Genomic DNA, 20,804 nt, shown 5'->3' with positions numbered 1-20,804 from the left:
GCCTCATAATGCTGACCCTTCTCACCTTCCCCTCTGCCTTCGGCCTGTTCAGTGCCAGCCCCTTCTGCGTCAAGACAGCATTGATGCTTCAGCAGTCCGGCCAGACCTGGCAACGCTCGGACATGCTTGACCCCCGCAAGATGCCTCACCAGAAGCTGCCCGTTTTGCGAACACCGGAACGCCTGGTCCCGGACAGCGACCTGATCCGCGATTGGTTGGAACAGCAGGGCGCGGATTTCGACAAAGGGTTGACGGATGTCGAAAAGGCGCAGTCCCGCGCACTGGTGCGCATGGCCGAAGAGCATCTGTATTTTCACATCGTTCTGGATCGTTGGGGCAATGGCGAAGTCTGGCCGATCTTGCGTGATACGTTCTTTACCGGAATTCCGGCGTTGATCCGGAAACCGGCATCCAATGCGATCCGGAAATCCGTTCTGAAGGGGATTACGTCACAGGGAATCGGGCGGTTTTCGCTGTCCGAACGGCTGGACCGTATCGAACGTGACCTCGAGGCGATCTCGGCCTATCTGTGGCAATCCTCTTTCCTGCTTGGGGACCGGCCGACATCTGCGGACATGAGCGTTGGTCCAATGCTTGCCGCAATGCGCGCCACACCTGCGGACACCCCCCTGACCCGCCGGATCAAACAGGATAACCTGCTGAACAGCTACGTGGACCGGTTGGAACAGGCGATACCAATTGCATGAAACCCTTTGAGAATCCTTTGGTCGCTTCGGCCTTTGAAGCCCTGCCCCCGCATTCCCGTGCGGGGGCTCTGGCCTTGCGGGCGCTTGTGTTTGACACGGCAGCCTCTCTGCCTGCTGTCCCCTCGGTGCAAGAGGAACTGCGCTGGGGTCAGCCCGCCTATCTTGCGCCCAAAGGGTCAACGATCCGGCTGGGCGCCCACAAATCGGCACGTTTCGCCTTGTTTGTGCACTGTCAGAGCCGGTTGATAAGCGATTTCACTTCCGCCTTTCCGGCCGAGGACCGGATCGATGGGACCCGTGCCGTTCTGTTTGATGACACTGCACAAATCGATCCAACACGCCACGGATGGCTGATTGCCCGCGCGTTGACCTATCACCTCTGACGGCGCTTGCGTTCGACCTTGCGCTTGATCTTGTCTTTCTTGCGCTTGGTGCTGATCGCTTTGCGCCGGGATGATCGCCCTTTTGGCCCATGTCCACGCGGCAGGGCCTGGTCGTCAATGGACAGCAGCTCCAGCTCCAACCCACCGGTCACAGGTGTCGCTTCGGTCAGTCGAACGGTGACACGTTGGCCGATGGCGATAATCAGCCCCGTGTCCGCCCCCATAAGTGTCCCGGCCTCGCGGTCGAAATGGAAGAACTCGCGCCCCAATGATCGCACCGGAACCAAGCCATCCGCGCCGGTTTCGTCCATTTTGACAAATGCACCAAACCGGGCAATGCCGCTGATCCGGCCCGTGAATTCATTGCCGACACGCTCGCTCAGATACGCGGCCAGATAGCGATCAGTCGTGTCCCGTTCAGCCATCATGGATCGGCGTTCGGTATCTGAAATATGAGTCGCCGTTTCTTCGAGCCGGGTAATCTCGTCTTCGGTCAAACCGTCCGTGCCCCAACCGTGGGCTGAGATCAGCGACCGATGCACGACCAAGTCGGCATAGCGCCGGATCGGCGAGGTGAAATGCGCGTAGTTCCGCAGCGCCAGCCCGAAATGGCCGAAGTTTTCAGGGTTGTAATAGGCCTGTGCCATCGACCGCAGGGTGGTCAAGTTGATCAGTTCCGCATCCTCGGTCCCGGCGGCGGCGTTCAGCAGCGCATTCAGGTGTCGGGTTTGCAGCACCTGCCCCTTAGCGAGGTTTAATCCGGCGGCCTGCGCCGTTTCCCGCAGGCTTTCCAGTTTCTCGGGCGCGGGTTCCTCGTGCACGCGAAACAGCAGCGGACGGCGCTTGGCGATAAGTGTCTCGGCAGCCGAGACGTTGGCGAGGATCATGAACTCTTCGATCAACCGATGCGCATCCAACCGGTCGCGGAACGCCACGCTTTCAACATGACCCGTCTCGCTGAGCACGATCTTACGCTCGGGCAGGTCCAGTTCCAGTGGCTGTCGCACAGCCCGCGCTTTCTTTAGCGCGGCATAGGCGGCGTAAAGCGGTTTCAAGACCGTCTCCAGCAATGGCCCAGTGCGGTCGTTCGGGTTGCCGTCGATGGCCTCCTGCACTTCGGCATAGTTCAGTGACGCAACCGAACGCATCAACCCCCGCACAAAACGATGACCAATCTTGTTACCGTCCGCGTCAATCTGCATCCCCACAGCGACACAGGCGCGCGGGACGCCTTCATGCAGGGAACACAGATCACCCGACAGCCGATCAGGCAGCATCGGCACCACACGGTCAGGGAAATAACTTGAATTGCCCCGCTTGCGCGCCTCGCGGTCCAGGGCCGAGCCGGGCAGCACATAAGCAGCAACATCGGCGATAGCGACCCAGATCACATGTCCACCAGGGTTCTTGGGGTCTTCATCCGCGTGCGCGTAACAGGCATCATCACGATCGCGCGCATCCGAAGGGTCGATGGTCAGCAGCGGCATGTCCCGCAGGTCCTCGCGGCCCTTCAGGCCAACGGGTTTGGCATTGTCCGCTTCTGCAATGACCTTGTCGGGAAAGTCATCCGGGATACCGTGCTGGTGGATCGCGATCAGCGAAACAGCCTTGGGCGCGGTCGGATCACCCAACCGTTCTACAATGCGCGCGCGCGGCAGGCCCATGCGATTTTTCGGCCCGGCCTGTTCGGCCTCGACCAATTCGCCGTCTTTGGCACCATGCACCGCGCCATCGGCAACCAGCCATTCAGTCTGGCCTGCCTTGTCGATAGGAACGATTCTGCCCCCTTCGGCCCCTTTACGGAATATGCCCACGATCTTGCGCGGGTTGGTCCCGATTCGGCGGATCAGGCGGGCTTCGTAATTGTGATCTTCTTCGTGCACGACGGTCAGGCGGGCCAGAATGCGGTCACCCTCACCCAGGGCCGGGTCGCTGGCCCGCGCGATGATCAGAACGATGGGCTCGACGCCTTCGCCATGCCATTCCAGTGGACGGGCAAACAGATCACCATCGGCATTCGGGGCCTTCACCTGCAAGACACTGACAGGTGGAAGACGGTCTGGATCGCGATAGCTGCGCTTGCGTTTTTCAAGGTGTCCTTCGGCCTCAAGCTCTTTGAGGATGCGCTTGAGGTCAATGCGATCCGCGCCCTTGATACCAAAGGCTTTGGCGATGTCGCGTTTCGAGGTCAGGGTGGGGTTCGCCGAGATCCAGTCAAGGACCTCCTGCTTGGTGGGGATGCGAGTCATGCTTCCGGCGTAGCACGCGTTTGCGACCGCGTCATGACCAAAAAACCTCAGGGTTTCAGATCAGCAACCGTATCCACATCGCGCAGCTGGTCCAGCAGGGTCACACGGCAGTTTGGGATTGAGGCAAGTGTGTCGCCCAAAGCATGTTCTGTCGACCAACGCACATCGTGGAACAGACCTGCGGGCAGCGCGCCATAACGCTGCGCACCGACCAGCCAATAGCCGCCATCCGGCGCGGGGCCGAACACCATCTGGGATCGCCCAAGCGCACCAAAAGCACGGGCAATATGTGCACGCGAAATACCCGGAATATCCGCACCAATCAGGCAAACCGGCCCCTTGGGCATTCCGCGCAACATCCGCTTCATCCGGCCACCCAGGTCGCCGGACCCCTGCGGCGCGCGTGGCAGGTCAACGGGCCAGACACGGCTTACAAGGCCCTCCGCATCGGGCGACACGGCCAGCACAATCTGCCAACGGGGATCACGTAGCCTGCGGATCAAGGCGCGGGTCTGATGCCGAAACCACCACGCGGCACCAACCATGCCGATATCACGCCCCAGCCGCGTCTTGACACGACCCGGTCTGGGTTCCTTGACCATGATCACCAATGTGCGTTGCATGGATCAGGCGAAATAATCCGTCAGGATACGGGTATAGATCGATTTGAGCTGCTCGATCTGCGCAACCTCAACACACTCGTCCACCTGATGCATCGTGCGCCCGACCAAGCCGAACTCCACCACCGGGCAATGGTCTTTGACAAAGCGCGCGTCCGAGGTGCCGCCGGTTGTCGACAGCTCCGGCGTAACGCCGGTTTCGGCTTCGACCGCTTTGGCCACCAGATCCGACAAAGGCCCCGGCGGGGTCAGAAAACTTTCACCCGAAATACTGATCGTGACACCGATTTCGACACCGTACTGAGCTGCCACCTGATCCGCTTCTGATTGCAACCAATCACTCAGGCTTGCCCCGGAATGCAGATCGTTAAAGCGGATATTGACCGCGCCGCTGCATTGCGCCGGGATCACGTTGGTCGCGGCGTTTCCAGTGTCGATGGTGACAACAGCCAGTGTGGAGGCGTCGAAATGGTCCGTGCCCTGATCCAGTTCATGACTGGCAAGCCGATCCATCAGCCGCGCCATTGCGGGCAGCGGGTTTTTGGCCCGATGGGGATAAGCCGAATGCCCCTGCACACCTGTAATCTTAAACCACGCAGTCATTGAGCCCCGACGGCCGATCTTGATCATCTCACCCATTTTGTTCGGGCATGTTGGCTCACCTACCAGACAGACCGACATACGCTCACCCGCGCCTTTCATGTAATCGAGAAGCGCAGTGGTGCCGTCCAACGCATCGCCTTCCTCATCACCGGTAATCGTCAGGACAATTGCCCCATCCGGAGGAGTGTCACGCACGAAATCCATTGCGGCAGCCGCAAAAGCCGCAACTCCGGATTTCATATCGGTAGTGCCGCGCCCAAACATCACCCCATCCCGCACTTCGGCCCCGAAGGGCGGCGCAGTCCAGGCAGCTTCGTCGCCGACAGGGACGACGTCCGTGTGACCATTGAATCCGAAACTGCGCGCATGACCTTTCTGCCCCCAACGCGCGAAAAGGTTGCTGATGCCGCCGCGATCAACGCGCGTGCATTCGAAACCTGCCTCCGACAGCACCGCCTCAAGCAAAACAAGTGCTCCGCCTTCTGAGGGTGTGACCGAAGGGCAACGGATCAGTTCGGCTGTCAATTGGACGGGATCAGTCATGCGGGGGCCTCTGGAACTGTGTCTGACGCGGGTTCGCGCACAGATTCAACGATTTGGCCGGTTTTCCAACCCCAATCCGTAAAAAAACGGTCATCCGAATATTTAGATGTCAAAGCGACACCCCAATAAAACATGACACTTTACCCTGCGACCACCTTGCCGCCCGCCACAAATTCGCGTTACAGGGCCGCGAAACAGGTGAATTGAATATGAAGCGCGCCTTCTTCGCACTGATCTGCCTGACTTTCGCCGTCATCGCACAGCAAAGCCTGGCACAGTCCCTTTCGGTCACAACCGTGACCCGCCCGCCATTTTCCTATGTCGAGGATGGCGACGAAACCGGCTTCTCTATGGATTTGCTGGCGGCTTTGGCCGAGGCTCTGAACTGGGACTACACGGTCAACCGCGTCGAGGCGTTTTCTGACATGTTGGGTGCCGTGCAGAGCGGATCTGCAGACCTTGCCATCGCCAATATCTCGATCACCGCCCTGCGTGAAACGCAAATGGATTTCTCTCAGCCGATCTTTGAGGCCGGTCTTCAGATCATGGTACCCTCGGACGCGGTACGAAAACCATCGCTGTTGCAGGCCCTGCTCTCGAAAGAACTGTTCATCGCCATAGGGCTGGCCTTTGCCATTCTCCTCGGTGGCGGCATGTTGATGTGGAGCTTTGAACGCCGCGCGCAACCCTATTTCGACCGCGACCTGAACGAAGCATGGTTCCCATCGTTCTGGTGGGCGCTGAACTTGGTTGTGAATGGCGGCTTCGAAGAGCGGATGCCGCGCACTCCGTTCGGTCGAATGTTGGGTGTCGTGCTGGTGGTGTCATCCTTGTTCATCGTGTCGGTGTTCACCGCCCGTATCACCTCGGTCATGACTGTGGACGCCATTACCGGCAGCGTGAATTCGGTGAACGACCTGTACGGCAAGACTGTCGGGACAATATCAGGGTCGACTGCGGCCAGTTTTCTGAACCGGCGCGAGATCGAGTTTACCAGCTATCCGGGGTTGAATGAGATGCTGGACGCTTTCAAGGCCGAAGATCTGGATGCCGTCGTATTCGACGCGCCGATCCTGTCCTATTTTGCGGCCCATGAAGGGCGGCGCATTGCGTCGATGACAGGTGGTGTTTTCCTGCGCGAAAACTACGGCATCGCTTTCCCGACCGGATCACCACTGGTCGAGGATGTAAACCAGGCATTGCTTGGCTTGCGCGAAGACGGAACCTATGACGAAATCTATCGCAAGTGGTTCGGATCGCGGAACTAGGCCTGCGCCTCGTCTCCGAAAAACGGTGTCATCTGCGCGACGATCACTGCGTTTTCATCCAATGCTCTTTGCATCAGCGCACGTTCGTCCGCCTCGATATCGTGACCTTGCGCTTCACGTTCGGCCAATGTGCCGTATCCGGTGACATCCAGCGGTGCGGTGTCGGCCTGCTTCAGGATCGCGACCGTCTCACGCACGGCCTCGGCCTCATCCACGCCGCTGGCATAGCACATCAGCGCCGCGCCGGTCGCCCCATCGGGCAGCCCGTCGCCCTCCTTGCGGCCAATCTGGACCAGAAGGGTATAGACTTGCTGACGCGAGGGTTTCTTTTGCTTCTCCATGCACCGGGCCATAGCCCCACGCCGGTTCGCGGTCAAGCAGCCAACAATTGCAGGAATCCCGCCTTGCGCCCATAGTACCCAGAATAAACCGATCCCGGATACAAAGGACGCCTTCATGCCCTACCCAGATTTCATAGCAAGTTTTCCCAGCCTCGACGTACCATTCCCTGACGACGTGGTGCAAACGGCCGTGATCCGGTCGGATGCGGGCTTGGTAGCGTTCTTTACGTTTCTTCAGGATTTCGAATTGCCCTTACATTCTCACAAAGCCCAGTGGGGCACAGTGGTCGAGGGTGAGATTGAATTGACCATCGACGGGCAGACCCGGACCTACCGCTCGGGCGACAGTTATTCGATCCCATCAGGCGTGGAACATGGCGGCAAAATCAGGGCTGGCACACGGGTCATAGATGTTTTCGAGGAACCGGACCGATATCCGATCAAGGGATAAGCTGGGTGAGAGACTCAGTGAACGCGAGTCTCGGCCTCCCTCATTGATTGAAGGTCTCCGGCCTGAAAAGCTGTTGAGTTGAATCCGGCACTTTTGCGCCAGTCTTCCTCATCATTTTAGGCCAATTCCCGCTAGCCGGGACACGACGCCAGCAATTCACAACTAAGCGTCGATGCCGGCCCTACGCTGTGGGTACTGCATAAGTCATTTTCAAAGGAGAGTTGAGATGAGTGTTCTGTCCAGATTGATGACAACAACAGCAAGCGTGATTGTACTTTCAGGTATACCGGCTGTTGCAATTCTGTCCTTTGTAACAAGTGATGCTGCTTATGCCCAAGAAGCGGGCGGTGAAGGCGGCGAAACCACCGGTGGCGGCGAGGCTGAAGGCGGCGCGCAGACCGAAGGCGGAGGTGAATCCGGCAGCGATGGTGAGGCCGAAGGTGGCAGTGAAACCGAGGGCGGTAGCGATTCCGATGGCGGTAGTGAGGCCGAAAGCGGAGGCGAATCCGGCGGCGATGGTGAATCCGAAGGTGGCAGTGAAGCCGATGGCGGTGGTGAGGCCGATGGCGGTGGTGAGGCCGATGGTGCGGAAACCAATGCAGGAAGCACAGAAGTGGAAGCCATGCAGGGTGAGAGCCGCTAAGCAGCACTTCAAGGCAGGCTAGGGCCACAAGCTTGGTATCTGCCTTAGCCGACCTGACCCAAAGAACAAATAAGGCCGGAGCGTAACTGCTCCGGCCTTATGACATTCCCAGAACGATCAGTCCCGCAGCAATTCGTTGATGCCCGTTTTCGAGCGGGTCTTTTCGTCAACCCGCTTCACGATCACCGCGCAATAGAGACTGACATTGTTCTTTGACGGCATGGAACCCGCGACCACAACCGAATAGGGCGGAACCTCGCCATACATGACTTCTCCGGTTTCTCGGTCCACGATCTTGGTAGACTTACCAATGAACACGCCCATCCCCAGAACCGAGCCTTCGCGGACGATACATCCCTCGACCACTTCCGAGCGCGCGCCGATAAAGCAATTGTCTTCAATGATTGTTGGGCCAGCCTGCATCGGCTCAAGCACTCCACCGATGCCAACGCCGCCCGACAGGTGCACATTCTTGCCAATCTGCGCGCAGGATCCGACGGTGGCCCAGGTATCAACCATCGTGCCTTCGTCAACATAGGCCCCAAGATTCACGAAAGACGGCATCAGCACCACGCCCGGTGCAATATATGCCGACTTGCGGACAACGCAGTTTGGAACCGCGCGGAACCCGGCAGACCGCCACTGGTTTTCACCCCAACCGGCGAACTTGCTGTCTACCTTGTCCCACCAGCCGCCGTCCTGCGGACCGCCCGGCTGGATTTCCATGTCCTTGATACGGAAGCCCAGCAGAACCGCCTTTTTGGCCCATTGATTTACGTGCCAGTCACCGGTTTCCAGCTTTTCCGCCACGCGTAACGAGCCACTGTCCAGCGCATTCAGCGTATCCTCGATCGCCTCGCGCTGCTCGCCTGCGGTGGCGGGCGTGATTGTCTCGCGTGCCTCCCAGGCGGCTTCGATGGCGGCTTCCAGTTGCGCGTTGGACATGGGGTGTCTCCCTACAGAATCTGTTCACGTTGATTTGGCCTATACGCAAGCCGGACCCATGGCGCAATGCGACGTAGACGGGCCCAATTGCGTCTGAGGCAGAGGGTCATCAGCTCGCGCGCCGAATATGGCGGGTCAGGATCGCCGTTGCTGTGGCCATTTCCTTGCGCTTCAAAGCCCGCACAATGGCCGCATGATCCGTGTCAGCCCGTTGCACCCATTTCAACCGCCATTGCGCGAACAGATGGCGTGCGCTTGCAATATGCAGATCGTCAATTGCGTGCAAAAGCCGAGGCAGCCCGCAAGGTGTCAGGATGGCTCGATGGAACGTTCTGTTGAGGGCCTCCCATTGCGGCATCGACTGCGCCTCGTCACAGGCGATGCGTGCGTTCTCGATCTTTTCCAACGCGACCGGAGACATGTTTTGTATCGATTGCTGCAACGCCAGCGTTTCTAAGGCCACACGCATTTCGATCACCTCCCGAACCTCTGCCGGGTCTAACGCTGTAACACGCATTCCCTTGCGCGGTTCATGCCGGGCCAACCCATGCGCCTCAAGCCGCAACAAGGCTTCGCGCACCGGAACATGGCTGGTATCGAAGGTTCGGGCAATATGGTCCTGCCGCAGCTTTTCACCGGCCGCCAGCTCTCCGGTGATGATCCGCTGGCTGAGGCTTTGGTAAATCGTGTCGGAGATCATTGCAGTCATGGATTATAGATAAAATCCACCATCCACATCCACAACCCGATAATTCACTCAGCGAACGGGTCCGGCGCGATATTTGCACCACAAACCAGAACGGCCACGCGCTCACCCGGTTCAGGTCGATACGCACCCGAGGTCAAGGCGGCCAATGCGGTCGCGCCCGCAGGCTCTACCAGAATGCGATGCGCGCGCCAAAGCGCTTGCTGTGCCGCCGCGATGGCATCGTCTGACACCAGAACCGAACTCATACCCTGTGCCAATTCAAAACAAATTTCGCCGATCCGCCGCGCGCCCAGCGCGTTTGCGGCGATGCCCGACACGGAAACATCAACCGGCTCACCAGCGCGCAACGCTGCATTCAACGCGCTGGACGTTTCCGGCTCGACCGCCACAACCTTGCGCGCGCCACCGAACCAGGCCAGCGCCCCGGCGATCAGCCCGCCGCCACCAACAGCGACCAGTACCGTATCCGCCTGCAAGCCCTGGGCGTCCCATTCCGCAAAACAGGTTCCTTGCCCAGCCACCGTGGCCGGGGCGTCGTAAGCATGGATCTGCATTGCCCCCCTTGTTGCCTCATGCTCCTGCGCTGCGGTCAGCGCGTTCGCGTATTCACCGGAAACAACGCTCAGGTCGGCGCCGGTTTGCCGGATCAGTGCGATCTTGGACGGGCCTGCCAGTTCCGGCACAAATATCTTTGCAGGATAACCCAGCGTCTGCGCTGCATAAGCCGCCGCCGCACCATGATTGCCACCGGATGCGGCGACCAAGCCTGCGGGCGGCACATCCGAGCTGAGCAGCGTATTGAACGCACCCCGCGCCTTGAAACTGCCAGTATGCTGCATGTGCTCGAGTTTCAGCTCAACCGGATAGCCGGGAATGTTGCTTTCCATAACCGGGGTCACTTGCGCATATCCCGCGATGCGGTCCCGTGCCGCCGATATTTCACTTTTCCAATTCATTCTCGTCTTTCCGTGACTGGCACTCTGCCCGCGAACCCTATAGCTGTTTGTCAAACACGCAAGCAGGGATCAATCACCGATGAGAGAAGACCGTCACAGTCCGTTTCGCGATGCGCAGACCGACCGCTCGACCGCGAAAGAGGTTCCGGACACACCGCAAACACGCTCTCCGGCCTACCGTCTGGCTTTCGCGGATGACGAGTTTCTGTGCCGGGACGAGCTGCGCCCTGTACGCTTGCAGCTTGAGTTGCTGAAACCCGAAATGATCATGACCGAGCGTGAGATCGCGTCGACCATCGTAATGTTCGGCGGCGCCCGCATTCCCGAACCCTCGCAAAAGCACACCGCGCGGACAGAGACTCTGGCCAGCCTGTCGAAATATTATGATGAGGCGCGCGAGTTTGCCCGGCTGATGACCGTAAAATCAAAAGAAACCGGCTGCCGCGAGAATGTGATCGTCACTGGCGGCGGCCCCGGTGTGATGGAAGCTGGCAATCGCGGTGCACACGAAGCGGGCGGGTGCTCGATCGGGCTGAACATCGTGCTTCCGCACGAACAGGCGCCAAACAGTTTCGTGACGCCAGAGCTCAGCTTTAATTTCCACTATTTTGCGATCCGCAAAATGCACTTCCTGATGCGCGCCCGCGCCATCACCATCTTTCCCGGTGGGTTTGGGACGCTGGATGAACTGTTCGAATCCCTGACCCTGATCCAGACCGGCAGAATGGATCGCGTGCCATTCCTGCTGTTTGGCCGCGCGTTCTGGGAGAAGGTTATCAACTGGGACGCACTGGCGGATGCCGGTACGATCTCGGAGGAGGATTTGGACCTGTTCCGCTTTGTCGATACCGCGCAGGAGGCGGCCGAGATCATCGAGAACTGGGAACCCGCCCCGCCCCGCGACGAAATTCCGGGGCGCTGAGCGATGAAACCCCCAAAGACAGGCGAAATGCTCCACCTACGTGGCAACGCGTTGTCAAAAGGCGAACCCGTCGCCCTTCCACTGACGCAAAGCAGCATGTTCCATCTGCCGGGCATGCCGGACGGTCACCCGACCTATGGCCGTGTCGATAACCCCACCTGGGTACATCTTGAGCATGTTTTGTCCCATCTGGAAGACGCGCCTTGCCTCAGTTTTCCTTCAGGGATGGCCGCAATTTCTGCGGCTCTTTTTGCAACGGTGCAAGCCGGGTCGCGCCTTCTGATTCCTTCGGACGGGTACTATGTCACCCGTCTGCTGGCCGACCGGTTCCTTTCGCGTCTTGGCGTGACAGTTGAAGAGCGCCCGACCACTGCGTTTGCCGCAGGTGGTTTTGACGGGTTTGACGTTGTGTTCGTCGAAAGCCCTTCGAACCCCGGTCTGGACATGATTGACCTGAAAGCCACAGCCGAACAGGTGCGGTCTGCTGGCGGGGTGACGATTGCCGACAATACGACGATGACGCCGTTGGGTCAGCGTCCGTTGGATTTGGACATCGACGTGGTCGTGTCGTCCGACACCAAAGCGATGGGCGGGCATTCCGACATGCTGATGGGCCATGTGGCCAGCCGCAACAGTGACATCATGGAACGGGTCGAGGAATGGCGGAAGGTCTCCGGCTCGATCCCCGGACCGCATGAGGCATGGTTGCTGCATCGCGGGTTGGAAACGCTGGATGTCCGGTTCGACCGGATGTGCAATTCGGCTCAGGTAATAGCAGAACGGTTGGCAGTTCACCCAGCGGTCAAACAGGTCCGCTATCCCGGGCTGGCCAATGATCCATCGCACGCACTGGCGCAGGCACAAACGGCACGGTTCGGATTTCTGCTATCCTTGACTTTGGAGAGCGAAGACAAGGCCGAAGCCTTCATCAACACCTGCCCGCTTTTGCGCCCCGCCACATCCTTCGGAGGTGTTCACAGCTCGGCCGAACGCCGCGCGCGATGGGGTGATATGGTCGACCCGGCCTTCATCCGCCTGTCCGTTGGATGCGAACCGGTGGACGAACTGTGGCAGGCGATCGAGGCCAGCCTGAACGCGCTGTGATTACTTCTTCGCGGCACGCAGGTCCTTGAAAACGTAGATCGGCAGCACCACGCTGGCGATCAGCGCCCCCAGCCAGACAAGCAGCGTCGCCGCCAGCAGGTTCGAGATACCACCAACGGTCAGCCCCGACGCGATGAGGTCGGTCACCAGCAGGCCCACAAATGTCACGACCAGGGCAATCCCGCCTTTCAATGCGGGCGCTTTCTTTTCGCCAAGCTTCAGTATCAAGGGCTCGGCGATCACCTGAACGACGGTGAAAACGATCACAACCACGATAAATGAGATCGGTTTGATCGCGAAACCGGACAGTATCAGCGAAGCCAGCAACAGCCCGATGGCATTGCCGGCCAGCAGGGCCAAAGCGGATTTGATTCTGCGCGACATGGGATGGCCTCCGTCAATCTACAATCAGAAATATGAAGATATTAGCAGGCTTCTGAGTTTTTTCGAGACAATTCAATCGCCTCTTCCTTTTGACCCGTTGAAAACACGTGGTAGAACACATTCATCAAGATCAGACCTGTCCCTGACCCGTGAGTGTGAGATGAGCGACGATCCCTATTCCGTCCTTGGCGTATCGAAAGACGCCAGTGCCGACGAAATCAAGAAAGCCTACAGGCGTATTGCCAAGGAGTGCCACCCGGACCTGAAACCCGGCGATGCCAAGGCCGAGGCCAAATTCAAGGCCGCAGCTGCAGCGTATGACTTGCTGAAAGATCCTGAAACCCGCGCCCGTTACGACAATGGCGAAATCGACGCATCGGGTCAGGAACGCCCGCAACAACACTATTACCGGGACTATGCCGAGGCCGCTGGAAACCCCTATCGCGGGCGTCAGGCGGACCCGGACGACATGTCGGACATCTTTGCTGAATTCATGCGCGGCCGCGGTGGATTTGGCGGCCAGCAAAGGCATGAGTTTCATGCGCCGGGGCATAACCTGAACTATTCCCTTCAGATCAGCTTTCTGGATGCCGTGTTTGGCGCCAGCCAGAAACTGACGCTACCAGACGGCAACCGGATCGAGGTCAAGATCCCCGCCGGCATAACAGAAGGTCAGACCATCCGTCTGCGCGGCAAGGGTGCTCCGGGTTATGGCGAAGGCCCTCCGGGGGATGCGTTGGTGACCGTCACGGTCGCCAAACATCCGGTGTTTGACCGTCAGGGCGACGACATCCATATCACGCTGCCGATCAGCATCGATGAGGCCATTCTGGGCGGGAAAGTCGCCGCCCCCACCATCGATGGCGGTGTGAACGTCAATGTTCCGGCGGGCACAAGCAGCGGCAAAACCCTTCGCCTGCGCGGCAAGGGGGTGAAGAAACGCGGCTCGTCCCTGCGCGGAGACCAACTGATCGAATTGACTGTCTCGATGCCCGACAAGATCGATGATGATCTCAGGCAGTTCATGGAGACATGGCGCGAAACGCACCGCTACGATCCGCGGAAAGGAATGCCGTCATGACCCTGACCGAAAAGGAACTGATCGAAACCGTCTCGCGCCTGACCTCGGACCGCCTAACCGAGTATCTTGCGGCCGAAATCGTGATCCCTGAACAATCGGAGCAGGGGCTGGTCTATCACAGTATCGACGTTGCCCGGCTGGAACTGGCTTGCGAGTTGCACGAGCAATACGACATGGAGGCCGATGCGCTGTCGATGATGATCTCATTGATTGATCAGATGCATGGGCTGCGCGCTGAACTGCGTGAGGTTCTGAACGCAGTCGAGGCGCAACCCGAGCCGGTGCGCCAACAACTGATCGAGGTCATTGGCACAGCGCGGTTCCGTCGCAGATAACAGGGTTTTGGGCGCAATGATTTTGGCGTAGAAGGCCGCCTTGATCCTTTGTCAGGTAGCTTCCATGACCCAGCCCAGATCCGAATTGCTGATGCCTGCGGGCAATCTGCGCAAACTTAAGCTCGCCATCCTCTATGGGGCAGACGCCGTGTATCTGGGTACGCCGGATATGTCGCTGCGCACCAAGTCCGAGTTTTCGCTGGACGAGGTGATTGAAGGGGTCGAGTTCTGTCACAGCCATGGTCGGCGCGCCTACCTGACACTGAACTTGTTCTCGCATAACAAAGACATCCCGAAGCTGGACGAATACATCGACACGGTGCGCAAGGTGCAGCCCGACGGGTTGATCATCGCCGATCCAGGCGTGTTCCAATACGTCCGCGAGCGCGCGCCCGAACTGCCGCTGCATATCTCGACCCAGGCCAATATCTGTTCGTGGCTGTCGGTGAAGTTCTGGCAGGATCAGGGGGCCGAGCTGGTGGTTCTGGCGCGTGAGGTTTCCTATCCCGAACTGGTCGAGATCCGTGAGAAGTGCCCTGATATCAAGCTAGAATCCTTCGTGCACGGTGCTATGTGCATGACCTATTCGGGCCGTTGTCTGCTGTCGAATTTCATGGCCGAACGCGGGGCCAACCAGGGCAACTGCGCCAATTCCTGTCGCTGGAACTATGGTCTGAAACTGCGCCTCAAGGATGGCACACATCAGGAGCTGCGTATCACCGAGGAAAACGCCGACCTGTTCGAATTCCTGCTGGAAGAAGGCTGCCGCCCCGGTGACCTGATGCCCATCGAAGAGGATGATCGCGGCTCGTACATCCTCAACTCACGCGACCTCTGCATCATGCCGAAGCTGGATGAGTACCTGAAAATCGGTGTCGACAGCCTCAAGGTCGAAGGGCGCGGCAAATCGGAATACTACGCCGCGATCGTCGCACGGGCCTATCGTATGGCGATAGATGACTATTTCGCGGACCCCGAAAACTGGGACCCCAAGCCTTACATGCGTGAGCTCGAAACCGTCGGGAATCGCGGCTATACGCTGGCCTTCCACGAAGGGCGGCTGACCAATTACGCCCATGATTACGAACACACCGCATCCATCGCGCAATGGGAATATGCCGGGATCGTCACCGAAGTGACCGAGGATGCCTTTCTGGTCGAGGTGAAGAACAAGCTGGAACCGGGTGATGTGCTGGATTTCGTCTCGCCAGTTGCGCGCGACACGGTTCTGCTGCGGGTTTATGATTTCGAACGCGCCCATGATGGCGCACGGCTGGACGTCGTGCATGGCAGCACAAAAACCATCATTCGGATGCCTTTCACCCTGTTTGATCACGAGGATATCGACGATCTGCGCGCCCGTTTTCCGGTCTATTCAGTGCTGCGCAAGGAACGCGCCCTGACCGACGAACACTGGAGCCGCATTCGCTTTGACAAGCTCGTGCAGGGATTGGAAACCACCGGTCGCGACAACACAACTGCCTATGCAGGCCGTCGCGATGATCTGATTGAAAAGATTGGCCTAGACGGTAACGAACGCCGGTTCAAGACAAACCGCATCGGCACGGAAGGATGCTGCGGCAAGGGCTGCAACGGATGCCTGATCTTCTGGCAAGATGACAAATACGCGTTGGCCCGCGAGGTACTGTCCAAACGGAAGCAAGGCGAGCAACTCAGTCGCCGCGAGGCGACAGAACTCAAGCTGCCGGGTGAACCGGCTTAGTTTCCCGCCCGATATTCTTCGGGAACAAAGAACGTATAGTCACGATCCGCCACTTGTTCGTGACAGACATGGCAATATGCAACTTCGCTGGCACGGGCGCCCATTGTATCGCCATACAAGGACCCGTCTGGCAGCACCATGATATAACGCCAGTCAGCGGTGTTCGGGCTGGTACCCTCTGGCAGTTTTTCCATTATGAACATGGCGCCGGGATGTATGTGACCTTCATCGGTCACCGTCATGCTGTCCTTGGCAAGCACCGATCCCATGGGAAGTTCTTCGCCTTGCTGCAATGTCCCGTAGTTATGGGCCATTCGGTTGGCATACGTGTTTACGTAACGCTGACCGTGTGTCGCGGAAATATATGGCGCGTCGTTGAAAAGCGGCCAGCTTTGATAGTTTAGAACCAGATCCAGTTGCGCCGCAGCATACCCCCGTGCCATGCGGCGGCGCAGTGAATGGTAGTGAGCCGCGGCTTCATCCTTGCTCAGCTCTGCCGGGTTTTCGATCGCGATATGAGCGTTGTGGCCATCCGCCGTTGCCAATCCTGAAGAAATCAGAAGTATCGCGCACGCAATGGCCTTGTGCTGGAGAAAAATTCGAAGATACGAGTCCATTATTACGACCCACCTGAAAATCAGTTCGCCTGAGCGCCACTTGACGGCAGTATTCGCATTTTAGCGGCTCCGGGATCTCTTACCAGCTCAGGTCCCGGAAACTCACCGCCTTGTGCATCGATTTGAACCTGCATCCTGCGGCATTGAATCATTAAAATATAGCAAACTTTGCATATTGAATCAGTACCTGAAACATTAAGTTTACAGGCACACTTCATGCGTGCGGGCGGTCATCTTTGACAATCAAAGCGCGACCATCCAAACCATGATGAATCCAACAGAAAAACTACCGGGTTAAACCGGCTTCGGACTCAATCTGTTTGCGCGATTTGCGGGCGCGTTCGGTTGCCGATTTCAACTGACCGCACGCCGCCATGATATCCTCGCCCCGTGTCTTGCGAATGGGAGAGGCGTAGCCTGCCTGATAGATGATGTTGGCAAAAGCGCGGATGCGGTTGTTCGAGCTGCGCTTGTACGGTGCACCGGGCCATTCGTTGAACGGGATCAGGTTGATCTTGGCCGGAATCTTGTGACGCTTGATGTGGTCGATCAAACGATGGGCATCCGCGTCGCTGTCATTCACACCATCCAGCATCACGTATTCGAACGTGATCCGCTCGGAGTTCGAGGCATTCGGATAGCTGGCCAGCGCCTGCAACAACTCCTCGATATTCCAGCGTTTATTGATCGGAACCAGAACGTCGCGGGTTTCATCCGTGGTTGCATGGAACGAGATCGCCAGCAGACAGCCGATCTCCTCGGCGGTGCGCGCAATTTCGGGCACCACTCCGCTGGTTGACAGCGTAATGCGGCGGCGCGACAGGGAAATCCCCTCGGGATCCATCGCGATCTTCATCGCATCGCGGACGTTTTCGAAATTGTAAAGCGGCTCGCCCATTCCCATCAGAACGATGTTTGACAGAAGGCGCGTTTCATCCTTTGGCGCACCGGGGGTCGGCCATTCGTCAAGATCGTCGCGCGCCATCATGATCTGCCCGACAATTTCGGCAGATGTTAAATTACGTACAAGCTTCTGGGTGCCGGTATGACAAAACGAACATGTCAACGTACATCCGACCTGAGACGATATGCACAGCGTTCCGCGATCTTCCTCGGGGATGTAGACCACCTCGACCTCGTGCCCACCCGCGATCCGGCACAGATATTTGCGGGTGCCGTCCTCGGACACCTGTCGGGTCACCACCTCGGGTATCTCGACCACAAAGTTGTCGGCCAGTTGCGCACGGTAGGCTTTGGCCAGATTCGTCATCTGGGAAAAATCACGCACACCCCATTGATAAATCCACTGCCAGATCTGACCGGTGCGCATCTTTGCCTGCTTTTCCGGCGTGCCATGTTCGATCAGGACCTCGCGCAAACGGTCGCGAGTGAGACCGACAAGGTTCACCTTCCCCTCGGGCAATTTGCGAGGGAGGGTCATGACGTCTTGAGTGATCGGCGCTTTGGGCGACATTGTGGTACCTGCTGAGGCGTATCTTCAAGGATTCTGGCTTGGGATGCGCCTCTATATAGGAACCTGTGCAAAGATCAAAAGGAATCGTTTCAGTCAGTCTGCAAAACTCAACAGTTCTTCAACGCGTGCCCGCCCCAAATTCACCCGGCATGATGTGATTGCGATACCTGTACCCGATCCGCCACCAAACGACGCGCCGACGGCGGTGCAATGCGTATCGCGATAGGTTTCCCAGGCCTGTTGCGCCGCCATAAGGGCAGGTTCAGCCACTATCCGCCCGGTGACCTCGTCCAGTTCCTTGGCAGATTGTACCGCCAAATCAAAACTCACCTGCAGCGCGCGCGAGACCCGTGCTTCCATCTCTCCGACGCAGGATCCGATTTCGACTTGTGATCCGGCGTCGGAACATTCCAACGCCGGGTCGGCGGTTGCGGTGGCTGGCAAAAGCAGCGCGATCAAGATCAGACGCATGGCCGCCTCATTCATCCATTCAGCTGGGGTCAGGCCAGAGTGACATTTTTTGCCAGAAAGGTTTAGATGCCGGTTGGCCCCCTAAACCAACGGAAATGCAGTTCCGCGTCAGACACCCGCGGGTGGGATATAGCAATCTTCGGCATCCAGGGTCTTGACCGGATCGTTCGGTCCGCATTGTTCGCCGGTTACGGGATATGTCTCGCCCTTGTTTTCGCAGGCACTCAGCAGCATGGCTGATATCATCATCAACGCGACAAGAGATTTGTTCAGCATGGTGGCAACTCCTTGGTTTCTCTTGAACTGATTAGTTCGGAAATCGTCAGAGCTCACATTGATACGGATCAAGTAAACGGGTTGATCCTGCGTAAAGTTGCATCTTGCGCTCTGGGGTGAGTAACAGTGCTGTTCCACGTTGTGATTGAGTTCTGCGGTGTTGAAGGTTCCCCATCTCAGAGGGTTTAAACATAATTACGACGGAAGCGCTTGTGTGGCATACTGGTTGAATGTGGAGCGTACCGAAAGCGGCGCTTGGTGATACTGCATCCTGACAGGCACGAATAAGAAAAGGCTTACGCAGACCGGTCAACATCGCAGTCTTGGCCTTCAACTCGCCGCGCACAACGCGAGCGGATTGGGTTGATATGCGAACGATCAGTGACCGCAACGCGGACAATCCTGCCGTTAGCTCATCTTCAGTTGTAGAGTCGATCAGGTCGCACCGATCATCACCCTAGCCGGTGTGCTTTCTCCCGCCCTGTACGTCATCTGAATAGAACCAGTCGTCGGGATATGGATACCACCAGTCCGCCTCCTTCGCCTTCGGATCAATCACGACCATCTTGGGTCGTCTGAAAGCCTCGAGGCCTTGAAGGCCTAGCGTACGCCCAAGCCCAGAATTCTTGACGCCGCCAAAAGGCAAGGCATCGTTGTCCACGAGCGGGTTGTTGACCCAGACCATCCCCACCTGTAGCTTGTTCACCCCTTGAAATGCCTCGTCCAAGTCGCCGGTAAACAGGCATCCGCCAAGACCGAATTGTGACGCGTTTGCCAGTTCAAGCGCTTGGTCAAAGTCGCTCACCCGAATGACCGAGGCGACTGGCCCAAAAACCTCTTCCTGAGTTAGCGCCATGTCCGTCGTCACGCCGGTCAGGATCGTTGGTTCGAAAAACCAACCCGGCCCGACGTGATCCGGGGTACCGCCTCCTACCTCAACCACCGCGCCTTTCTCAGTTGCATCGCGCACCAGACGCTCGACCTTGTCGCGTGCCTCCTTGGAGGCCAAAGGTCCGATTTCCGCCACCCCCATTCCGTCGCCGATGCGCAGTTTCCGGGTTCGGGTCACGAATTCATCGACAAAATCGTCGTACACGTCATCCACTACAAAAATCCGTTCAGACGATGTGCAAACCTGGCCCGACTGCAAAAATGCAGCGGTAACCGCCCCGGCAGCAGCGACCGCGATGTCGGCGTGTTTACTGACGATCAGTGGATCGCTTCCCCCAGCCTCGATCACTGCGGGTTTCAGGTTCTCCGCTGCGGCCACTGCGACTGCACGACCTGTCGGCACGGACCCTGTAAAAGCGACCACATGGGTTTTGGGGCTGGCAATCAGCTGTTTGCCCACGTCTGCACCACCCGGCAGGCAAGCAATCAGGTCTTGGGGCAACGCCCGAAAAAACTCCATGAACGCCATCGTGCACAAAGTTCCTGCAGGTGAGGCTTTCAACACTACACCGTTACCTGCCGCAAGTGATGCGGCCATCGACCAGCAGCCAAGAATGAGGGGGAAATTGTACGGAACCACATGCACGGACACGCCGTAGGGCTCGTATGTCTGATACTGAAAAGATCCAGTTTGCATCGTGCCGGCAATCTTGCCCGCGTCATTGCGCGCCATCTCGGCATAGTAGCGGAAAACCGGCGGGATGTTCGCAATCTCGCCGATCGATTCAGGGTAAGGTTTGCCCGTTTCCAATGTCATCAAGCGGGCGATCTCAGTCATGTCGCCGCTTTCGATGTCGTTGGCGATCTGGTGCAATACCCGCGCGCGAGATTTGCAGTCCATCGCGGACCACCTCCTTTGCGCCGCATTTACCCGGTCCAGGACCTGGTTCACGATCTGCGGCGACGGCTCACCAAAAACCCCGACGGGCTGCAAGGTAGACGGGTTGACCAGAGTGGTCCCACCACCCTCCAATGGCACATGCTTGGGGTTGAGGTAGTAGGTAGATTTGAACGGGTCACGCATTGGGCAGCCCCCTTGTTTGACAGG

General features: G+C 58.2%; 23 protein-coding genes. 10 read left to right on the top strand and 13 right to left on the bottom strand.

The window, feature by feature from the left end:
• The first annotated feature begins 8 nt into the window (after nucleotides 1–8).
• Together ACR0DY_RS15040 and ACR0DY_RS15035 are read left to right on the top strand one after the other, a co-directional pair.
• A complete protein-coding gene (locus tag ACR0DY_RS15040; RefSeq protein WP_480546611.1) occupies nucleotides 9–707 on the top strand; it encodes a glutathione S-transferase family protein in 699 nt (232 codons plus the stop codon).
• Nucleotides 704–1,090 carry a DUF1801 domain-containing protein gene (locus tag ACR0DY_RS15035; RefSeq protein ID WP_480546613.1) on the top strand — a complete coding sequence of 129 codons (387 nt, stop codon included), beginning with the start codon at nucleotides 704–706 and terminating at the stop codon, nucleotides 1,088–1,090. The genes ACR0DY_RS15040 and ACR0DY_RS15035 overlap by 4 nt, the downstream gene beginning before the upstream one ends.
• On the opposite strand, the gene rnr is transcribed toward ACR0DY_RS15035, so the two are convergent.
• Genes rnr through dapE form a run of 3 tightly spaced genes read right to left on the bottom strand, consistent with a single transcriptional unit; the run spans nucleotide 1,081 to nucleotide 5,105 of the window.
• Nucleotides 1,081–3,339 (bottom strand): ribonuclease R, encoded by a 2,259-nt coding sequence (gene rnr, locus ACR0DY_RS15030; RefSeq protein ID WP_480898603.1) that lies wholly within the window; start codon nucleotides 3,337–3,339, stop codon nucleotides 1,081–1,083. The two genes, ACR0DY_RS15035 and rnr, sit on opposite strands and share 10 nt — an antisense overlap.
• Nucleotides 3,340–3,386: 47 nt before the next feature.
• Nucleotides 3,387–3,962, bottom strand: coding sequence for a TIGR04282 family arsenosugar biosynthesis glycosyltransferase (locus ACR0DY_RS15025; RefSeq protein ID WP_480484150.1), 576 nt, complete (start codon nucleotides 3,960–3,962; stop codon nucleotides 3,387–3,389).
• 3 nt (nucleotides 3,963–3,965) lie between these two features.
• Nucleotides 3,966–5,105, bottom strand: a complete 1,140-nt coding sequence (gene dapE, locus ACR0DY_RS15020) for a succinyl-diaminopimelate desuccinylase (RefSeq protein ID WP_480559974.1) — start codon at nucleotides 5,103–5,105, stop codon at nucleotides 3,966–3,968.
• Between the two features lie 209 nt (nucleotides 5,106–5,314).
• On the opposite strand from dapE, the gene ACR0DY_RS15015 reads away from it, so the two are divergent.
• A complete protein-coding gene (locus ACR0DY_RS15015) occupies nucleotides 5,315–6,373 on the top strand; it encodes a transporter substrate-binding domain-containing protein (protein ID WP_480484152.1) in 1,059 nt (352 codons plus the stop codon).
• Here the strand turns inward: ACR0DY_RS15015 and ACR0DY_RS15010 are convergent.
• Entirely contained in the window at nucleotides 6,370–6,714 is a 345-nt protein-coding gene (locus ACR0DY_RS15010; protein WP_209598381.1) for a hypothetical protein, read from the bottom strand. The genes ACR0DY_RS15015 and ACR0DY_RS15010 overlap by 4 nt on opposite strands.
• A gap of 115 nt (nucleotides 6,715–6,829) precedes the next feature.
• Here ACR0DY_RS15010 and ACR0DY_RS15005 point away from each other — a divergent pair, with 115 nt between their 5' ends.
• Together ACR0DY_RS15005 and ACR0DY_RS15000 are read left to right on the top strand one after the other, a co-directional pair.
• Entirely contained in the window at nucleotides 6,830–7,165 is a 336-nt protein-coding gene (locus ACR0DY_RS15005) for a cupin domain-containing protein (protein WP_209505030.1), read from the top strand.
• A gap of 226 nt (nucleotides 7,166–7,391) precedes the next feature.
• Complete coding sequence (locus tag ACR0DY_RS15000) at nucleotides 7,392–7,808, top strand: hypothetical protein (protein ID WP_480484153.1); 417 nt, start codon at nucleotides 7,392–7,394, stop codon at nucleotides 7,806–7,808.
• Nucleotides 7,809–7,925: 117 nt separating this feature from the next.
• Here the strand turns inward: ACR0DY_RS15000 and dapD are convergent, their stop codons facing one another.
• From dapD to ACR0DY_RS14985, 3 genes are all read right to left on the bottom strand, one after another.
• Complete coding sequence (gene dapD, locus ACR0DY_RS14995; RefSeq protein WP_480484154.1) at nucleotides 7,926–8,753, bottom strand: 2,3,4,5-tetrahydropyridine-2,6-dicarboxylate N-succinyltransferase; 828 nt, start codon at nucleotides 8,751–8,753, stop codon at nucleotides 7,926–7,928.
• Nucleotides 8,754–8,862: 109 nt separating this feature from the next.
• Nucleotides 8,863–9,462 carry a GntR family transcriptional regulator gene (locus tag ACR0DY_RS14990; protein ID WP_480484155.1) on the bottom strand — a complete coding sequence of 200 codons (600 nt, stop codon included), beginning with the start codon at nucleotides 9,460–9,462 and terminating at the stop codon, nucleotides 8,863–8,865.
• A gap of 44 nt (nucleotides 9,463–9,506) precedes the next feature.
• Nucleotides 9,507–10,418 (bottom strand): threonine/serine dehydratase, encoded by a 912-nt coding sequence (locus tag ACR0DY_RS14985; protein WP_480484156.1) that lies wholly within the window; start codon nucleotides 10,416–10,418, stop codon nucleotides 9,507–9,509.
• A gap of 79 nt (nucleotides 10,419–10,497) precedes the next feature.
• Here ACR0DY_RS14985 and ACR0DY_RS14980 point away from each other — a divergent pair, with 79 nt between their 5' ends.
• Nucleotides 10,498–11,340: an LOG family protein gene (locus ACR0DY_RS14980; RefSeq protein WP_480484157.1), complete on the top strand. Its 843-nt coding sequence runs from the start codon at nucleotides 10,498–10,500 to the stop codon at nucleotides 11,338–11,340.
• 3 nt (nucleotides 11,341–11,343) lie between these two features.
• Complete coding sequence (locus ACR0DY_RS14975; RefSeq protein ID WP_480484158.1) at nucleotides 11,344–12,444, top strand: cystathionine gamma-lyase; 1,101 nt, start codon at nucleotides 11,344–11,346, stop codon at nucleotides 12,442–12,444.
• On the opposite strand, the gene ACR0DY_RS14970 is transcribed toward ACR0DY_RS14975, so the two are convergent.
• Complete coding sequence (locus tag ACR0DY_RS14970) at nucleotides 12,445–12,828, bottom strand: hypothetical protein (RefSeq protein ID WP_267363718.1); 384 nt, start codon at nucleotides 12,826–12,828, stop codon at nucleotides 12,445–12,447.
• A gap of 160 nt (nucleotides 12,829–12,988) precedes the next feature.
• Between ACR0DY_RS14970 and ACR0DY_RS14965 the strand changes: the two genes are divergently transcribed.
• From ACR0DY_RS14965 to ACR0DY_RS14955, 3 genes are all read left to right on the top strand, one after another.
• Nucleotides 12,989–13,909 carry a J domain-containing protein gene (locus tag ACR0DY_RS14965; protein WP_267363719.1) on the top strand — a complete coding sequence of 307 codons (921 nt, stop codon included), beginning with the start codon at nucleotides 12,989–12,991 and terminating at the stop codon, nucleotides 13,907–13,909.
• Nucleotides 13,906–14,244 (top strand): hypothetical protein, encoded by a 339-nt coding sequence (locus tag ACR0DY_RS14960; RefSeq protein ID WP_480484160.1) that lies wholly within the window; start codon nucleotides 13,906–13,908, stop codon nucleotides 14,242–14,244. Before ACR0DY_RS14965 ends, ACR0DY_RS14960 begins: the two co-directional genes overlap by 4 nt.
• 64 nt (nucleotides 14,245–14,308) lie before the next feature.
• Nucleotides 14,309–15,967: a U32 family peptidase gene (locus ACR0DY_RS14955; RefSeq protein ID WP_480539660.1), complete on the top strand. Its 1,659-nt coding sequence runs from the start codon at nucleotides 14,309–14,311 to the stop codon at nucleotides 15,965–15,967.
• Here ACR0DY_RS14955 and ACR0DY_RS14950 read toward each other — a convergent pair.
• The 5 genes from ACR0DY_RS14950 to ACR0DY_RS14930 all read right to left on the bottom strand — a co-directional run bounded on the left by ACR0DY_RS14950 (nucleotide 15,964) and on the right by ACR0DY_RS14930 (nucleotide 20,780).
• Complete coding sequence (locus ACR0DY_RS14950) at nucleotides 15,964–16,584, bottom strand: cytochrome P460 family protein (protein WP_480546618.1); 621 nt, start codon at nucleotides 16,582–16,584, stop codon at nucleotides 15,964–15,966. The two genes, ACR0DY_RS14955 and ACR0DY_RS14950, sit on opposite strands and share 4 nt — an antisense overlap.
• A 286-nt stretch (nucleotides 16,585–16,870) precedes the next feature.
• On the bottom strand, nucleotides 16,871–18,058 hold the full coding sequence (gene rlmN / locus ACR0DY_RS14945; protein WP_480871169.1) for a dual-specificity RNA methyltransferase RlmN: 1,188 nt from the start codon (nucleotides 18,056–18,058) through the stop codon (nucleotides 16,871–16,873).
• 93 nt (nucleotides 18,059–18,151) lie between these two features.
• Nucleotides 18,152–18,529 (bottom strand): lysozyme inhibitor LprI family protein, encoded by a 378-nt coding sequence (locus ACR0DY_RS14940; protein WP_209505043.1) that lies wholly within the window; start codon nucleotides 18,527–18,529, stop codon nucleotides 18,152–18,154.
• Nucleotides 18,530–18,637: 108 nt separating this feature from the next.
• Complete coding sequence (locus ACR0DY_RS14935) at nucleotides 18,638–18,805, bottom strand: hypothetical protein (protein WP_209505044.1); 168 nt, start codon at nucleotides 18,803–18,805, stop codon at nucleotides 18,638–18,640.
• Between the two features lie 457 nt (nucleotides 18,806–19,262).
• Entirely contained in the window at nucleotides 19,263–20,780 is a 1,518-nt protein-coding gene (locus ACR0DY_RS14930; protein ID WP_170463253.1) for an aldehyde dehydrogenase family protein, read from the bottom strand.
• Between the last annotated feature and the right edge of the window lie 24 nt (nucleotides 20,781–20,804).

Source organism: Ruegeria sp. O6 (genome assembly GCF_056535045.1).
Note: the sequence above shows the minus strand (reverse complement) of the source record. Positions and strands in the feature narration are given on the sequence as shown.

Coding starts and splice junctions, on each gene's coding strand:
- ACR0DY_RS15040 (WP_480546611.1), top strand. CDS start 9: ATGCTGACCCTTCTCACCTTCCCCTCTGCCTTCGGCCTGTTCAGTGCC.
- ACR0DY_RS15035 (WP_480546613.1), top strand. CDS start 704: ATGAAACCCTTTGAGAATCCTTTGGTCGCTTCGGCCTTTGAAGCCCTG.
- rnr (WP_480898603.1), bottom strand. CDS start 3,339: ATGACTCGCATCCCCACCAAGCAGGAGGTCCTTGACTGGATCTCGGCG.
- ACR0DY_RS15025 (WP_480484150.1), bottom strand. CDS start 3,962: ATGCAACGCACATTGGTGATCATGGTCAAGGAACCCAGACCGGGTCGT.
- dapE (WP_480559974.1), bottom strand. CDS start 5,105: ATGACTGATCCCGTCCAATTGACAGCCGAACTGATCCGTTGCCCTTCG.
- ACR0DY_RS15015 (WP_480484152.1), top strand. CDS start 5,315: ATGAAGCGCGCCTTCTTCGCACTGATCTGCCTGACTTTCGCCGTCATC.
- ACR0DY_RS15010 (WP_209598381.1), bottom strand. CDS start 6,714: ATGGAGAAGCAAAAGAAACCCTCGCGTCAGCAAGTCTATACCCTTCTG.
- ACR0DY_RS15005 (WP_209505030.1), top strand. CDS start 6,830: ATGCCCTACCCAGATTTCATAGCAAGTTTTCCCAGCCTCGACGTACCA.
- ACR0DY_RS15000 (WP_480484153.1), top strand. CDS start 7,392: ATGAGTGTTCTGTCCAGATTGATGACAACAACAGCAAGCGTGATTGTA.
- dapD (WP_480484154.1), bottom strand. CDS start 8,753: ATGTCCAACGCGCAACTGGAAGCCGCCATCGAAGCCGCCTGGGAGGCA.
- ACR0DY_RS14990 (WP_480484155.1), bottom strand. CDS start 9,462: ATGACTGCAATGATCTCCGACACGATTTACCAAAGCCTCAGCCAGCGG.
- ACR0DY_RS14985 (WP_480484156.1), bottom strand. CDS start 10,418: ATGAATTGGAAAAGTGAAATATCGGCGGCACGGGACCGCATCGCGGGA.
- ACR0DY_RS14980 (WP_480484157.1), top strand. CDS start 10,498: ATGAGAGAAGACCGTCACAGTCCGTTTCGCGATGCGCAGACCGACCGC.
- ACR0DY_RS14975 (WP_480484158.1), top strand. CDS start 11,344: ATGAAACCCCCAAAGACAGGCGAAATGCTCCACCTACGTGGCAACGCG.
- ACR0DY_RS14970 (WP_267363718.1), bottom strand. CDS start 12,828: ATGTCGCGCAGAATCAAATCCGCTTTGGCCCTGCTGGCCGGCAATGCC.
- ACR0DY_RS14965 (WP_267363719.1), top strand. CDS start 12,989: ATGAGCGACGATCCCTATTCCGTCCTTGGCGTATCGAAAGACGCCAGT.
- ACR0DY_RS14960 (WP_480484160.1), top strand. CDS start 13,906: ATGACCCTGACCGAAAAGGAACTGATCGAAACCGTCTCGCGCCTGACC.
- ACR0DY_RS14955 (WP_480539660.1), top strand. CDS start 14,309: ATGACCCAGCCCAGATCCGAATTGCTGATGCCTGCGGGCAATCTGCGC.
- ACR0DY_RS14950 (WP_480546618.1), bottom strand. CDS start 16,584: ATGGACTCGTATCTTCGAATTTTTCTCCAGCACAAGGCCATTGCGTGC.
- rlmN (WP_480871169.1), bottom strand. CDS start 18,058: ATGTCGCCCAAAGCGCCGATCACTCAAGACGTCATGACCCTCCCTCGC.
- ACR0DY_RS14940 (WP_209505043.1), bottom strand. CDS start 18,529: ATGCGTCTGATCTTGATCGCGCTGCTTTTGCCAGCCACCGCAACCGCC.
- ACR0DY_RS14935 (WP_209505044.1), bottom strand. CDS start 18,805: ATGCTGAACAAATCTCTTGTCGCGTTGATGATGATATCAGCCATGCTG.
- ACR0DY_RS14930 (WP_170463253.1), bottom strand. CDS start 20,780: ATGCGTGACCCGTTCAAATCTACCTACTACCTCAACCCCAAGCATGTG.